Here is a 15,662-nt window from a genome sequence, read left to right on the forward strand (position 1 = left end):
TTCCATTTACCATGTGATAGTTGGACAGTAACAGTCTTGATTTCACTGACTAATTTACGGTGTAAAACAATCGGTACGTTGCCAATTTTCGGAATGCTGACCGCACCATTTTCGATGCGGATACAGTTCGAGTTATTTACACACCTAAAACTGTCATTGTGCAGTTTTTTCTGTTTGAAGCTGACTTTAAACGTCGGGAATTTTTGCAACCGACTCTTAGAAAAAGAGTTTTTCAAAGCCGTATCCAGATCCCTTGCCACTTGCTGTGCAGCCGCAGAATCAAAGGATTTTAACCAAGAGAACTATTCGAATACCTTTAACTCTTTAATTAATTTTGACATTTCTGGATAGAACAAAAACGTTTTGTCGTACCTATAACGACGCAGATTTTCTGACAACAACAAGTTCCACAACCCACGAGCATATGAGCCAAACTCAATTAGTTTGGCTTCCTGTTCTGCTGTCGGTTTGAGCCGAAAGTTATATCTGAGCGGTTTTTTCATATACTGTATAGACTACTGTATAGCTTGAGATTGTCAAGTGGAATACCAAACTAATTCACACTGTAAGTATCTCATTGTGCTGCACTTAATACTGGTTGTTAAATATTGAAAGCAACTACTACATGGTGAAGTTGGCGAGTTTATGAAGAGAGCTGTTCTAGATATTTCGCAGAAGTCTGACTTTTCAGTTGAAGAGATCGAAATAGATAGGGATCACATACACATTCTTTTGAGGATTTCGCCAAGATATGCTGTTGGGCAGCATGTTAGAAGAATTAAGCAGCAAACCAACAGATTAATTTGGAGTAGATATCCGAACCTTAAAAAGCAATTTTGGTTGGAGAATACTTTTTGGTCTGATGGATATTTTGCTTGCTCAGTCGGCAATGCCTCCGCTGATACAATTCGAAAATATATTCAAGAGCAAGCTTAGTTTATCGATTCATCCCCGCGACTTTCGCTACGCTCGGATCACGGGGGGTTCTCGACAGATTAGATAAAAAAGGACTGAAATTCAGTCCTTTTTTGTGTCTATTGCACTAGTGTTTATTCATCTAGTGCTAATGGTTCTCGTCTCTAGCAGAAAATGTTGACGTCAACGCGTTAAGCTTCAACATCCACACTTGCGCCGCCTTGAGATACCATCACCATAGCAGGACGTAATAAACGATCATTTAATAAGTAACCTTTCTGCATTACCATCATGACAGTGTTAGCAGGATACTCAGCACTGGGCTGCATACCAATAGCTTGATGATGTTCAGGGTTAAATGCTTGACCTTGTGGATTAACCTGAGTCACACCAAACTTCTCAACTGAGGTTAAAAAGCCTTTCATGGTCAGATCGACACCTTCATAAATCGCTTTGGTCGCCTCATCTTCAGGATTAGTGCCCTGTAAGGCACGTTCCATATTATCGATGACAGGTAACAGTTCGTTAGCAAACTTTTCCAAGGCAAACTTACGTGCTTGCTCAACATCTTTTGCCGCGCGAGTACGAATATTCTGTGTTTCAGCTGCCGCGCGCACTTCAACATCTTTACGCTCAGCTAACGCAGTTTCAGACTCAGCCAATAGTTGCTCTAATTCTTCAATGCGAAAATTTGCTTGGGTTAATTCATCTATCAAACTTGCGTCATCAGCCACGACTTCAGGTGTTTCCACGTCTTCCACTTGATCTTGCGATGTGTTGTTCGATTCGTTGCTCATTTTCACTCCAGCTAAAAAATGCGTAATTTGGTATTCTACGACAATAAATAAAGTGTCCATTTACTGAGAAATTAACAGCAAAACTCACACTTATAATAAGTTTGAGTATATTATGGGGATCAATTCTTATGTTTCAAGGCCTAAAGGCATAACAAACGCGAATATGACTAAAATGTTCAAGACAATCGGACTCATCGGTAAACCACATCATCAAGGGACTAACCTAACCATAACTCGATTGCATCATTGGTTAAGTATGCAGGGCTTTAAGGTTATCGTTGAAGGACGAATATCTGCAGAGCTAGACCCTGATGTTTGTTCAATGGACCTACTTGAAATGGGTGAGCATTGTGATTTAGCCATCGTGGTTGGCGGTGATGGTAACATGCTAGGTGCTGCCCGGGTATTGGCTCGTTTCAATGTTGCAGTGATTGGCGTAAACCGCGGCAATTTAGGCTTTTTAACCGATTTACCTCCCGATAACTTCGAAGAAGCCTTATCTAAAGTATTGGGTGGAGAATTTGAAACTGAACATCGTTTTTTACTTGAGGCTGAAGTTCACCGCCACGGTAAAATAACCTCCAGCAATACCGCGGTGAATGAAGCAGTGCTTCACCCTGGTAAAATTGCTCATATGATCCAGTTTGAAGTTTATATCGATGAGCAATTTATGTATAGCCAGCGCGCTGATGGGATGATTGTCTCCACGCCAACAGGTTCTACGGCTTATTCTTTGTCAGCTGGCGGGTCAATTTTAACCCCTAATCTTCAGGCGCTTATTTTAGTGCCTATGTTTCCTCATACCTTATCTTGTCGACCCATTGTCGTCGATGCATGTAGCATCATTAAATTAGTGGTATCGCCTGATAATGGGGAAAATCTCGAAGTCAGTTGTGATGGCCATGTCCATTTAGCGGTATTACCTGGTGATGAAATCTTTATTCGCCGCTCGAACGAACGCCTAAGACTCATCCATCCCAAAGGACACAATTACTTCCATGTGTTACGTAACAAATTAGGTTGGGGAAGTAAACTTTTCTAACATTTGACTCCCGTCACAACACTTTCTCTTATCTAGTGAGCTTCTTCACATTAACAACCACTAATTAATTATATTGTAAACCCAATCGATGACTCGTTTGGTTTTACCGTATATGAACTTTTGTGCCCTCAAAAGATGTGACCTTGAACACTCGCATGCAACCCTATACATGACAAGCCTCACAATTTCATCGGCCAACAAACTTTCTCGTATGTTAAATGATCTCGATCAACACATTTAACACTTAAATAACGTCTATTACGCCCTAGTTAGCGAAATGCTAACAAATAATAACAACTTATACCCACTTATAGGCAGAGGTATGCATGACAATATTACAGTTACTAGCAAGCTTAACGCCCATTATTAGCGTAATGGTCTTTTTAGTTCTAATGCGCTTGCCAGCGTCCAAAGCAATGCCCATATCTATGGTTGTTACGGGCCTTGCAGCATTGTTTATTTGGCAAATGGATACGCAACTTCTTGCGGCATCCGTGGTCGAAGGTCTTCTCGCAGCATTAACACCGCTTACCATCATTTTTGGCGCAGTGTTTTTGTTAAATACGCTTAAATATTCTGGTGCTATGGACACCATCCGCGCAGGTTTTACTAACATCAGCGCTGATTCCCGTGTTCAGGTAATCATTATTTGCTGGTTGTTTGGCTCGTTTATTGAAGGCTCAGCTGGCTTCGGTACTCCGGCAGCAATCGGTGCACCACTACTGGTATTATTAGGTGTACCACCTATTGGCGCAGCAGTTGTCGCGTTAATTGGTGACTCTACATCCGTATCGTTTGGGGCGATTGGTTTACCGGTATTGTTTGGTATGGATCAAGGTCTAACTGAGGGCGGCGTTAACATGGCTGCTGCTCAAATTGCTGAACATGGTGGTACCTTTGCAGGTTATGCACAGTATATCGCTCAACATATGATCACCATTGACTTAATTACCGGTTCATTAATTCCGTTAGTGATGGTTTGTGTATTGACCGGCTTCTTCGGTCGTAATAAATCCATCATGGAAGGCTTACAAGTTTGGAAATTTGCCTTATTTGCTGGTTTTGCCTTTACCATACCAGCATGGTTAATTAACTATGTTGCCGGTCCTGAGTTCCCTTCTGTTATTGGTGCACTTGTGGGTATGGCGTTAGTTATTCCTGTCGCTAGAAAAGGCTGGTTACTACCATCAAAACCTTGGTGTGACTTTAGCGAAAATGACAATAAATCAGATGAAGATACAGCACTTAACCAAACACCGGTAAAATTCACACAACTTGCCGCTTGGTCTCCATACATCATTATGGCTGCGTTGTTAGTCTTATCTCGTGTTATTGCTCCATTTAAGAGCTGGTTACTAAGCTTTAACATTAGTTGGACTGGTTTATTAGGTACAGAGCTTAAAGCAGGCTTTGCCACGCTATATGCTCCAGGTGCCTTCTTTATTATTGTATGCTTAATTAGTTTCGTATTATTCAAAATGAAACCTACCGCCATGAAGCAATCAATCACAGTGTCTTGCAAATCAATGCTACCGACTATTATTTCATTAGGTGCGTCTGTACCTATGGTGAAAATATTCTTAAATTCAGGTGAGAATGGCGCAGGTCTAGCGTCAATGCCGGTTGCATTAGCAGACTTACTTGCCAACAGCATGGGCTCAGTTTGGGCTTGGGTTTCACCTATTGTGGGTATCTTTGGTGCATTCTTGTCGGGTTCTGCTACGTTCTCGAACATGATGTTCTCAGGCCTGCAATATACTGTTGCCGATAATATCGGGATGAAACATGCAATGGCCCTAGCCTTACAAGGTATTGGTGCTAATGCGGGCAACATGATGTGTGTCATGAACGTCGTTGCTGCGGCAACTGTGGTGGGAATGGCAGGACGAGAGTCTGAAATTATTCGTAAAACAATGCCTATCGCACTAGGTTATGCCTTAGTGGCAGGCACTATTGCTTTTTTCTGGGGTGGATTTTAATTCACAATAAAGTTGCTTCTATTCTAACGATAGCAATACAACAACAACAGCAGCAGGCATGCAGTGCCTGCTATTCATTCGAGTGTTAAGAGAGCATGTTATGACTATTAATTATAAAGAAGTGATGGATACGTTAACGTCACAACTAGGCAAACACGCCGTATCTAATGATCCTGTGCGTCGTTTTGCTTGGTCAACTGATGCCAGTTACTTTCGTATCGTACCTGAAATTGTGGTACACGCAGATACTCCGGAACAAGTTAAAATAACCCTTAACATCGCCAGAATACATAATGTGCCAGTGACCTTTCGCGCTGCGGGTACGAGTTTATCGGGCCAGGCAATTGGTGAAGGCATTTTACTTATTTTGGGCCATGATGGTTTTAGAAACATTGATATCAGTGAAGATAGAACCTCAATAACCCTTGGGGCTGCGGTGTATGGTTCTGACGCGAATTTGGCGTTAAAACCCTTTAATAAAAAGATTGGTCCCGACCCGGCCACATTAGCCTCGGCGCAAATTGCAGGTATAGTGGCGAACAATGCCTCTGGCATGTGTTGTGGTACTGCGCAAAACAGTTATCAAACCATTAAGTCGGCTAAATTAATATTTGCCGATGGGACTGAACTCGATACGGGTTGCCCAGAGTCTAAAGCGGCGTTTAGCCAGTCACATGCTACGTTAATTACCGCATTAACTAGTCTAGCGCAATTAACTCAACAGAATCCAACCCTGTCTGCCCGCATCCGTAAAAAGTTCTCAATTAAGAACACCACGGGTTACAGTATTAATGCCCTCACAGACTTCAGTGATCCCTTTGAGCTGATTAATCACTTGATTGTCGGTTCAGAAGGCACGCTCGCTTTTGTTAATGAAGTGACTTATCACACGGTTGAAGAAGCCAAGTTTAAAGCTTCTGCCATGGCAGTATTCTTCAGCATGGATGATGCCGCAAGCGCAATACCACTGATTATAGGCGATAGCGTAGCCGCAGCAGAATTGCTCGACTGGGCATCAATTAAATCGGTTACCGGTAAAACGGGCATGCCTGAGTGGCTAAGTAGTTTACCAGAAGGCTCAGCTATTTTATTAATCGAGTCTCGTGCTAACGATCCAGAGACCTTAGTACAATACACTAAAGATGTGATTAAAAAAATCGCCCACATTGACACCGAACGTCCCACTGAATTCACCAATGATGCAGCTGTTTATGGCAAATATTGGGCAATGCGTTCTGGTTTGTTCCCAATTATTGGCGGCGCAAGACCTAAGGGCACATCGGTCATTATTGAAGATGTTGCATTCGAAGTAAAACACTTAGCCAGTGCTGCGGCAGACTTAACTGCACTATTCCATAAACACAATTACCCAGAAGGGGTGATTTATGGCCATGCATTAGCCGGTAACTTCCACTTTATGATCACGCCGACATTTGCCTCACAAAACGATATCAATCGTTTCCAAGACTTCATGCAAGATGTCGCTGAAATGGTGGTCAATAAGTACGATGGTTCGATGAAAGCCGAACATGGTACAGGCCGGGCCGTAGCTCCCTTTGTTGAAATGGAATGGGGCAGCGACGCTTACACCTTAATGAAGCAAATCAAGCAGATTTTCGACCCAAGTAAATTGTTAAACCCTGGGGTTCTTCTCAATGATGACAAGCTAGTACACGTTAAAAATATTAAGCCTTGTCCAGTCGTTGATGACTTTGTTGATAAATGTATTGAGTGTGGTTTTTGTGAAAAGACCTGTCCGACAACAGCCCTGAACTTCTCGCCTCGTCAGCGTATTGCTGTTCTGCGTGAAATTGAACGTTTAGAGCAATCGGGTGATAAAAAAGCCGCCGCAGAAATGCGTGCCAGTGCCAAATATGATGTGGTTGATACCTGTGCAGCCTGTCAGCTATGTACTATAGCCTGCCCAGTTGACAACAGCATGGGTAATTTGGTGCGTAAACTGCGCACACCTTACATCACCACCACAGAACAAAAAGTGCTCGACTTCCAAGCCAATCATTTTGGTGCGGTAAACCAAGTGATCAGCACAGGTTTTGATATTTTAGGCATTCTGCATAAAGTGACGGGGGATAGCATCACCGGCTCATTAATGAAAGCAGGTCGTTTAATTACTAAAGAAGTGCCTTATTGGAATCCAGACTTCCCTAAAGGTGGCAAAGTGGCTAAGCCATCCAAGCATATACCGGGACAGCCAAGCGTGCTGTACTTCCCTGCTTGTGGCGGCAGAACATTTGGCCCAACCCCGAAAGATCCTGATAACCGCACGCTACCTGAAGTGGTTATCACCTTGCTCGAACGTGCAGGTTACAATGTGATCGTCCCAGACAATACCCGTCATTTATGTTGCGGTCAGATGTGGGAATCAAAAGGTGATTTCAAAAATGCCGATGCTAAGCGCGATGAACTCATTGAAGCACTGAGTAAACAGTCTGACAATGGCAAAGTTCCTGTGATCCTTGATGGAACGTCTTGTACCTATCGCACATTAACCGGTAATCCTAAAGTACAAATTACCGATTTAGTCGAGTTTATGCACGACAAGATGTTACCTAACATGACTATCACGAAGAAAACTAGCAACATCACCTTACATCAAGGTTGTAGTGCTCGTAAGATGAAGCTAGAGCCGCATCAGCAAGCTATTGCTGACGCCTGTGCTCAAAATGTGCAATTACCTGCAGGTATTACCTGTTGTGGTTATGCTGGCGAAAAAGGCTTGTACAAGCCAGAAATTAACGCCAGCGCATTGCGCAACATTAAAAAGCTTATTCCTGCGGAAATTAAAGAAGGTTACTACTCCAACCGTATGTGTGAAGTCGGCTTAACCCAACACAGTGGTATTTCTTACCGCCATTTAGCCTATTTACTAGAAGAATGTACTCGTTAAACTAACGGACCATCACAGTAAATAGCATAAACAATAAGGGCATTGATATCATATCAATGCCCTTATTTTATTGAATACTGCCAACGATTTATTGAATACGGATAACTAAACGCTTACCTGCAACTAAAATCATTACAAAAACGAAGTTATAGCAAAAACTAAACCAATAAACACCCCAGCAATTGTTGTTGCAAAAGCTTATCATCGAGTGGCATATCACTAATAATTTCAACCCGTGTATCTAGCGCATCATCAAGTTCATCGAGCTTTAACTGATTATCCACCATATTCACGCTCAACACCCCATCGCGGGTAATAACAATGGCTTTTAACCTCAGCACCTTATCCAATTTAACCGTGTCTACCCACGCCATAAATCGTTCAAACTGGAAACAATGCGCCGCAGAGAATATCCAACCACTGCTGTAACAGCCCTCGCCTTGATTAGTTTTATGAATAAACCCGGCCGGTGAAAACTCAGGGGTATCGATATCACTCAGCGGTGGTGCGCTAGAAAGCCATGTCTGGGTAAGCGATTTTTGACGCAGTAGTCGTTGAGAAGTATTAAGCGGTTGATATTTTGTCGGCGTATTTAAGCGCAATAATATCTGCTGGATCAGCTCAACATCGGTAAAGTGATTATCGACCGTAATAAGCGGTGTATGTTGCAAGTGTAATTGGCTGAGGAACTGCTGTAATTGCAGATGATCAGTTTCGGTATAATCTTGTGCTTTATTGGCCAGCAACACATCAGCCATTGTTAATTGTTGAGTAAACGTATCATGCTGTTGATAGCGCGGATCACTGACCTTTCGGGCATCAACTAGGCACACACTAGTCTGTAGTGTAATAACATGCTGATAATATTCAGATGTTAACAGCTTTGCAATTTCGGCAGGATGACCAAGCCCAGTAGGTTCTATCAACAATCTGTCTGGTTTAGTATGCTGAATAAGCTGATTTATCGCGACTTGTGTTGGCAAGCCAGACACACAACATAGGCAACCACCTGGCACTTCCTTTATGACGACACCCGCCTTCTTTGTTGGTGTCATCCCCGACTCAGTAGCAAGATTATCACCACCAGCCACAGTCGCATTTAACAACCCGCCATCTATGCCTATTTCGCCAAATTCATTAACCAGCACAGCCCACACTTCACCTTTAGGCTTATGAGCTAATAGCTGGCCAATGAGCGTGGTTTTACCCACACCCAAAAAGCCGGTAATAATATTAGTATTAATCGGCTTGGTGATCATTTTTTCGCTTTAGCATATTTGCCCTTTCGAGTAGGCTTAGCATCGGCTTGCGACGGTTTGCCTCGTTTGTACTTAAGCACTTTTTTGGGCTTTTCTGGCGCTACATCTCGATACCTTGCAGGTAATGGCGCCCCTTCTTCATACCCTGTTGGCACCAAAGTCGGTAATGATTGCTCAATGAGTTGCTCAATTGCGGCAAGTAATTCTAGCTCTTGTGGGCTCACCAGCGAAATCGCTTCACCGCCAAGTCCAGCACGGCCTGTACGCCCAACGCGGTGAACATAATCTTCGCACTCTTCAGGTAATTCAAAGTTAATGACCCTTGGTAGCGCTTGGATATCAAGCCCTCGAGCGGCCAAATCAGTGGCAATCAACACCCGTAACTGCCCCGCTTTAAATTCTTCTAACGCACGGTTGCGTGCTCCTTGGCTTTTATCACCATGAAATACCGATGACTTAATACCGTCTAGGCTTAATTCACGGTGTAAATGATCTGCCGTTTCTTTACGGCTGGTAAACACCATCACTTGCTGCCAATTATGTTTGCCAATTAATTCTGATAATAACTCAGCTTTACGGCGGGTATCCACTTTATACACTTGCTGAGCAACATTGGCGGCTGTAGTTTGGGTTTCAACATGCACATATTCAGGATCGTTTAGCATTTTAGCTGCAAGCATTTTAACTAGTTCAGAATAGGTCGCAGAAAACATCATTGTTTGATGTTGTCTGGCAATTAAACGCTTCACTTTTTCAATATCTTTAACAAAACCAAGGTCAAGCATCCGGTCAGCTTCATCAATCACTAGATGGGTCACTGATGATAAATCCAGTTCATGTTGGCCAATAATATCGAACAATCGTCCTGGTGTTGCCACCAACACATCCACGCCTTGCTCTAATGCCTTACGCTGGGGATTGATACTCGCGCCGCCATAAACGGCTAAGCTGGTCAGGTTGATAAACTGGCTGTATTTAACTAAATTATGTTCAATCTGAATCGCTAACTCACGTGTCGGCGTCATGATTAATGCACGTAAACGGTGCGATGGCGATAAGTCCAAATGATCTTGTGCCATTAAATGGCTTAACAAAGGTAACGCAAAAGCAGCTGTTTTTCCGGTACCGGTTTCGGCACTGGCCAACACATCTCGGCCATCTAGCGCTAGTGGGATCACCGCTTGTTGGACAGGAGTAGCAGTTTGATACCCAGATTGGTTAACCGCATCTAGTAATAATGGCGGTAACCCTAGCGACGTAAATGACATAACAGACTCAATAAAACAAATAAAAATAGGCCACTATTATATACTAATCTAAACACCATTAACTATTACATTAGTGATGGCACTAGTATGACATTAGCCATAACATCACAGCAGTCACGCAGATTTTGAACTAATAACCGCACTAACGGGATATCAGCTGACTAACTGGCAATGAGGCCACTTTTTACCACCAGATACTTTTGCTCAAAATCGTGTCGACATAATGCATTCGAAAATAAATATCCTTGGGCATAATCGCAATCTGCCAACACCAATAAACGTCGTTGTTGTTCAGTTTCAACGCCTTTGGCAATCACTTTCATCCCGAGTTTATGGGCCATCACGATAATCGCTTCGCACAAACACAGATCATTACTTTCTGCAGTCACATTACGCACAAAACGTTGATCAATTTTAAGGTAATCAATCTTGATTTTTTTTAAATAGGAAAGCGATGAATAACCCGTTCCGAAATCGTCGAGCGACATTTGCATACCCGCATCACTGCAAGCTAATAACCTAGCCTCGACATTTGGCTCAGTTTCAAGTAATAGACTTTCAGGAATTTCGATACAAATATTATTGGTAGACATTGCGAGTGTCGACATGTGTTTAAGCCAATCTTTAACCCCGGTCGACCCGTCTCTAAACTGAACAGGCGACAGATTAATACTGATCTGAATATCACAATTAAATTGTGTCTTCCATTGAGCCGCTAACTCACTGACTTGATAAAATACCCAATTACCAATATCGATTATCATGCCGGTGTCTTCGGCAATAGAGATAAAATCTGCAGGCAAAATTAACCCCATGGTCGGGTGCTTCCAACGTAATAATGCTTCAGCCTTGATGACCTGCTGACTGCTTAAATCCACAATAGGCTGATAATACAACTCAAATTGCTGTTGGGTAATGGCAACCTTGAGATCTTGGATCAGCATCATCCGCTTTTGTGCATTATCTTGCATTGTGGAGGTAAAATAATTAAATCGATTACGGCCATGCGTTTTGGCCGAATACATCGCTTGATCGGCATTTTTTAACAATGCTTCTGTGGTCTTTGCATCGTCAGGAAATAAGGTGATACCAATACTGCCACTAATGTAAGCGGTTTGATCACCCAAGAAATAAGGCTCTGCAAGTCGGTTAAGTATTTGCTGTGCAACACGGTCCACACCATGAGTATCCTCAAGGGCCGTCAACACAATGGTAAATTCATCACCACCAAGGCGGGCGACGATATCGGTCTCTCGTACGCATTTTTTTAGACGATCTGCTGTTTCAAGTAACAACACATCACCCATGTCATGGCCCAAGGTGTCGTTAATCTCTTTAAAGAAATCTAAATCTAAAAACATCAATGCAAAATGATTATGCTGCCGATCAGAACTCAACACCTGTTGATTTAAAAATGTTAATAACATCCTACGATTAGGCAAACCGGTGAGTGCATCATAATTGGCTTGGCGCCATATCAACTCCTCAGTTTGCTTTTTCTCGGTAATATCAAAAAATAACGCCACGTATCGCGCAGCCTGTGATTTTGTTCGGACGATCGAATTAATGGTTAGTGAATTACCCCGCGACTTCGCTTCGCTCTGATCACGGGGCTTCTGCAATCTAGCTTTTAACGGCTAAGCTGCTTCTTTTTTCTCAGTTCCCACACCAAACTTTGACGACTCAAAGACTTTCGTTTTAGTAGATGATTTCTTCTGAGATTTGGGGGTTACCCTGGCGACTATCCCAGCCGCTATTAAATCATTTTCGCCTGTGCTTTCGATAGATTTAGCTGCTGCTAAATCTCTACACTGGACTAAGTCGCAGTTTTCGCAGGCAAATTCTCGCACGTTAAGGCCAAACTTGTGCGTGTGTTTGCATTCATAACAAATGCCTGATGATTTCACATAACGACCTATTTCATGGTAAATACCGCTATTCAATTCAACTTTGTATTTAGTCAGCGAAGTGATCATACCCATCACGTTATCGTTCACCATATGGCCGTTAAATTGCTGTATACCTTTCACGTTTAAATCCTCAAACACTATGATATCACTGGTCTTGGCTATCGAACATGATACTTCGTGAGCGAACGCTAGGCGTTGGCGTGAGATTTTTCCGTGAAGTGTATTTAAGCGTGATTTGGTTTTATGCCAGCGATTTGAGCCCTTTTTCCTTCGGCTCAACTGGACTTGAATTTGCTTTAGCTTTGTTGATGAACGTTTAAAAGCTTTTGGGTTTTTAACGTACCAACCGTTCGAACCTACAACCGTATGCTGACTATTAATGTCGTAGCCTACAATTGAATGCAAGACCCGCTTCGCGGTCTTGCATTCAACCTCTTGAGTCAGCGAAACTTCCCATTTACCATGTGATAGTTGGACAGTAACAGTCTTGATTTCACTGACTAATTTACGGTGTAAAACAATCGGTACTTTGCCAATTTTCGGAATGCTGACCGCACCATTTTCGATGCGGATACAGTTCGAGTTATTTACACACCTAAAACTGTCGTTGTGCAGTTTTTTCTGTTTAAAACTGACCTTAAATGTCGGAAATTGTTGAGTACGACCTTTCGTGAATGAGTTTTTCAACCCTGCTTCAAGATCACGAGCGACTTGCTGTGCAGCCGCAGAATCGAAGGCTTTAAGCCATGAAAACTCTTCGAATTTTTTCAAGTCTTTAATCAGCCCAGCCATTTCATGGTAAAACACAAACGTTTTATCGTACTGATATCGAAGCATATTTTCAGATAGCAACAAGTTCCATACGCTACGGGCATATGAGCCAAACTCAATAAATTTGGCTTCCTGCTCTGGCGTTGGTTTTATCCTAAAATTATATCTGAGCGTCTTTTTCATATACTGTATAGACTACTGTGTGAATAGGGTTTGTCAAATGGAATATCAAACTAATTCTCATTACAAGCACTACATTTAATCCTCGTCGTTAAATATCGGAAGAAACTACTGCAAGGAGATGTTGGCTAATGTGCAAAAAGGGCTGTTCTAGATATTTCGCAGAAGTCTGACTTTTCAGTTGAAGAGATCGAAATAGATAGGGATCACATCCATATTCTTATGAGGATTTCACCGAGATATGCTGTTGGGCAGCATGTTAGAAGAATTAAGCAGCAAACCAACAGATTAATTTGGAGTTGATATCCGAACCTTAAAAAGCAATTTTGGTTGGAGAACAATTTTTTGGTCTGATGGATATTTTGCTTGCTCAACCAGCAGCGCTTCCGTTGATACGATCCGTCAATATATTCAAGAGCAAGGATAGTTTATCGATTCATCCCCGCGACTTCGCTTCGCTCTGATCACGGGATTTTCTATACAGATTAGATAAAAATAGCCATTGAAGCAATATTGCATGCACAACAAAACCAAAAAGATAAAACTCAAGATAGCCAATTCGATCTAATTTATGCAGCCGAAATCGACGCCAAATCAAGCCTAATATCGCGCTGCTGATCAACATCAATATACCAATCCATACCGCTACACCACCTAAGTGATAACGATATAGCGCCATAATTAGGGTTGCGATGACGGTAGGAATAGCACCAAAGAATAATCCACTTAAACAGAGCACGACCCAGCGGGCATCAAACAACATATCAGGTTGACGAACCAGCGGGTCCATCATGATAATGACACCAATAACACCGATAAGTGCACCCACAAAAAATGTCCATAGGACAGGGATCGCCTTACGTTGATCCGTAGGTGAGAGTGAGTAAACATAAACTAACGCGAGCAATAGCGCGGCATTTTCTAAAATTAACAAAAAAACATTTAGATTAAACATCTATACATTTCCCTGATTCATCCTTAACAAGTAAAAATCGCATCCTAGCGGTCGCTGTGCTTTTTGCTTTTATAGAATCAGCCACGAAGCGTCCTAGCAGCAAAGCGTCCTGCTTGAATAGCATCCAAAACCACGCCAATACAAGAGTTAATTACCTACCAATATACCTCCTAAATCAAAACAACATCAAGCAAGATCACAGTTCCTTTAAAAGTGTCGTATTTGTAATAGAATTGGCCATTTGTTGTTATTCATTGAATGCTAACTGGCTCCACGTCACATAATCGCTATCGGAATATAGGTACGTTTACCACAGAGAAAATTCAATTTCACATAGAGGACAATCAACATGGCGACTAAATTCTTTATTCCAAGCGTCAACATTCTTGGTCAAGGCAGCGTAGATGAAGCAATTAAAGACATTAATGCATTTGGCTTTACTAAAGCATTAATTGTCACCGACAAACCATTGGTAAAAATAGGTCTAGTTAAAAAAGTTGCCGATAAACTCAATGCCAACGGCATTGAAGTGGTTATTTTTGATGGCGTACAACCTAACCCAACAACAGGTAATGTTGCAGCAGGTCTTGATCTATTAGAAAGTAATCAGTGTGATGTAATTATTTCATTGGGTGGCGGTTCACCGCATGATTGCGCCAAAGGGATCGCACTCGTCGCCACCAACGGCGGCAATATTAAAGATTATGAAGGTGTGGATGTATCAACTAAAGCACAAATGCCGTTAGTCGCGATTAACACCACCGCGGGCACAGCAAGTGAAATGACCCGTTTTTGTATTATTACCGATGAAGCAAGGCACATTAAAATGGCCATTGTCGATAAAAATACCACGCCTATCCTTTCCGTAAACGATCCTGAACTCATGCTTGAAAAGCCTGCATCACTCACCGCTGCGACAGGAATGGATGCACTGACTCATGCAATTGAAGCCTATGTCTCTATTGCCGCAAATCCCATCACCGATGCTTGCGCAATCAAAGCAATCGAGCTTATCCAAGCCAATTTAATTAATGCCGTTCACCAGGGAGATGACATCCAAGCAAGAGAAAACATGGCTTATGCGCAATTTCTCGCGGGTATGGCTTTTAATAACGCGAGTCTTGGCTATGTACACGCAATGGCGCATCAACTTGGTGGTTTCTATGATTTACCACACGGTGTATGTAATGCATTATTGCTTCCCCACGTACAAAGCTATAATGCCCAAGTGGTGCCAGCACGCCTAGCTGACGTAGCTAAGGCAATGGGTGTCGACACAACGGCAATGTCAGACGAGCAAGGCGCTAAAGCGGCAATAGACGCGATTAAGCAACTAGCTAAAGTCGTTAACATTCCAGAAAATTTAACCCAATTAGGCGTAAAAGCAGAAGATATTCCAACCTTAGCAGACAACGCACTCAAGGATGCTTGTGGTTTTACCAACCCTAAACAGGCAACACACGCAGAAATCTGCCAAATTTTCACTAACGCGTTATGATATCTTTGATAAAAAAGCCTAAAGCCCGTATTTAATTGCGGGTTTTTTTTGCCTAGCGTTTAATGTAAAAAACCAACAATGACAACAGCTTATTTTTAATTTAGTAAAAAGTGATGCTTAGATCTAAGTTCTTGAAATAAGGATTGACCAATATAAAAAATAAGGTCTATGATGAAAACA

12 protein-coding genes and 3 pseudogenes are annotated in these 15,662 nt (G+C 42.2%); 7 read left to right on the forward strand and 8 right to left on the reverse strand.

Annotation, left to right across the window (positions count from 1 at the left end; genetic code table 11):
- Window positions 1-209: pseudogene (locus AAEZ02_RS12930) on the reverse strand (RNA-guided endonuclease InsQ/TnpB family protein); the annotation flags it as partial.
- A gap of 93 nt (window positions 210-302) precedes the next feature.
- Complete coding sequence (locus tag AAEZ02_RS12935) at window positions 303-503, reverse strand: helix-turn-helix domain-containing protein (protein WP_351123490.1); 201 nt, start codon at window positions 501-503, stop codon at window positions 303-305.
- Window positions 504-624: 121 nt separating this feature from the next.
- Here AAEZ02_RS12935 and tnpA point away from each other — a divergent pair.
- Window positions 625-936, forward strand: a pseudogene (gene tnpA / locus AAEZ02_RS12940) (IS200/IS605 family transposase); the annotation flags it as partial.
- Window positions 937-1,106: 170 nt separating this feature from the next.
- Here the strand turns inward: tnpA and grpE are convergent.
- On the reverse strand, window positions 1,107-1,712 hold the full coding sequence (grpE, locus tag AAEZ02_RS12945) for a nucleotide exchange factor GrpE (RefSeq protein WP_124013956.1): 606 nt from the start codon (window positions 1,710-1,712) through the stop codon (window positions 1,107-1,109).
- 163 nt (window positions 1,713-1,875) lie between these two features.
- Here grpE and nadK point away from each other — a divergent pair, with 163 nt between their 5' ends.
- From nadK to AAEZ02_RS12960, 3 genes are all read left to right on the forward strand, one after another.
- Window positions 1,876-2,754, forward strand: a complete 879-nt coding sequence (nadK, locus tag AAEZ02_RS12950) for an NAD(+) kinase (protein ID WP_124013957.1) — start codon at window positions 1,876-1,878, stop codon at window positions 2,752-2,754.
- Window positions 2,755-3,080: 326 nt separating this feature from the next.
- Window positions 3,081-4,733 carry an L-lactate permease gene (locus tag AAEZ02_RS12955; protein WP_124013958.1) on the forward strand — a complete coding sequence of 551 codons (1,653 nt, stop codon included), beginning with the start codon at window positions 3,081-3,083 and terminating at the stop codon, window positions 4,731-4,733.
- 100 nt (window positions 4,734-4,833) lie between these two features.
- Window positions 4,834-7,641: an FAD-binding and (Fe-S)-binding domain-containing protein gene (locus AAEZ02_RS12960; protein ID WP_124013959.1), complete on the forward strand. Its 2,808-nt coding sequence runs from the start codon at window positions 4,834-4,836 to the stop codon at window positions 7,639-7,641.
- Between the two features lie 158 nt (window positions 7,642-7,799).
- On the opposite strand, the gene AAEZ02_RS12965 is transcribed toward AAEZ02_RS12960, so the two are convergent.
- The 4 genes and pseudogenes from AAEZ02_RS12965 to AAEZ02_RS12980 all read right to left on the reverse strand — a co-directional run bounded on the left by AAEZ02_RS12965 (window position 7,800) and on the right by AAEZ02_RS12980 (window position 13,032).
- Entirely contained in the window at window positions 7,800-8,900 is a 1,101-nt protein-coding gene (locus AAEZ02_RS12965) for a CobW family GTP-binding protein (protein ID WP_351123494.1), read from the reverse strand.
- Complete coding sequence (locus tag AAEZ02_RS12970; protein ID WP_124013961.1) at window positions 8,897-10,168, reverse strand: DEAD/DEAH box helicase; 1,272 nt, start codon at window positions 10,166-10,168, stop codon at window positions 8,897-8,899. Before AAEZ02_RS12970 ends, AAEZ02_RS12965 begins: the two co-directional genes overlap by 4 nt.
- Before the next feature lie 161 nt (window positions 10,169-10,329).
- A pseudogene (locus tag AAEZ02_RS12975) lies at window positions 10,330-11,742 on the reverse strand (putative bifunctional diguanylate cyclase/phosphodiesterase); the annotation flags it as partial.
- Between the two features lie 63 nt (window positions 11,743-11,805).
- Window positions 11,806-13,032, reverse strand: a complete 1,227-nt coding sequence (locus AAEZ02_RS12980) for an RNA-guided endonuclease InsQ/TnpB family protein (RefSeq protein WP_124693478.1) — start codon at window positions 13,030-13,032, stop codon at window positions 11,806-11,808.
- Window positions 13,033-13,224: 192 nt separating this feature from the next.
- Between AAEZ02_RS12980 and AAEZ02_RS12985 the strand changes: the two genes are divergently transcribed.
- Together AAEZ02_RS12985 and AAEZ02_RS12990 are read left to right on the forward strand one after the other, a co-directional pair.
- On the forward strand, window positions 13,225-13,332 hold the full coding sequence (locus AAEZ02_RS12985; RefSeq protein ID WP_351123527.1) for a transposase: 108 nt from the start codon (window positions 13,225-13,227) through the stop codon (window positions 13,330-13,332).
- Window position 13,333: 1 nt separating this feature from the next.
- Window positions 13,334-13,456, forward strand: a complete 123-nt coding sequence (locus AAEZ02_RS12990) for a transposase (RefSeq protein WP_206191880.1) — start codon at window positions 13,334-13,336, stop codon at window positions 13,454-13,456.
- A 9-nt stretch (window positions 13,457-13,465) separates the two neighbouring features.
- On the opposite strand, the gene AAEZ02_RS12995 is transcribed toward AAEZ02_RS12990, so the two are convergent.
- Window positions 13,466-13,984, reverse strand: a complete 519-nt coding sequence (locus AAEZ02_RS12995) for a LytS/YhcK type 5TM receptor domain-containing protein (RefSeq protein WP_124013962.1) — start codon at window positions 13,982-13,984, stop codon at window positions 13,466-13,468.
- A 349-nt stretch (window positions 13,985-14,333) separates the two neighbouring features.
- Between AAEZ02_RS12995 and yiaY the strand changes: the two genes are divergently transcribed.
- Window positions 14,334-15,482, forward strand: a complete 1,149-nt coding sequence (gene yiaY / locus AAEZ02_RS13000; protein WP_124013963.1) for an L-threonine dehydrogenase — start codon at window positions 14,334-14,336, stop codon at window positions 15,480-15,482.
- Window positions 15,483-15,662: the final 180 nt, after the last annotated feature.

Source organism: Shewanella sp. T24-MNA-CIBAN-0130, assembly GCF_040310185.1.
Taxonomy (GTDB): Bacteria; Pseudomonadota; Gammaproteobacteria; order Enterobacterales; family Shewanellaceae; genus Shewanella; species Shewanella psychromarinicola.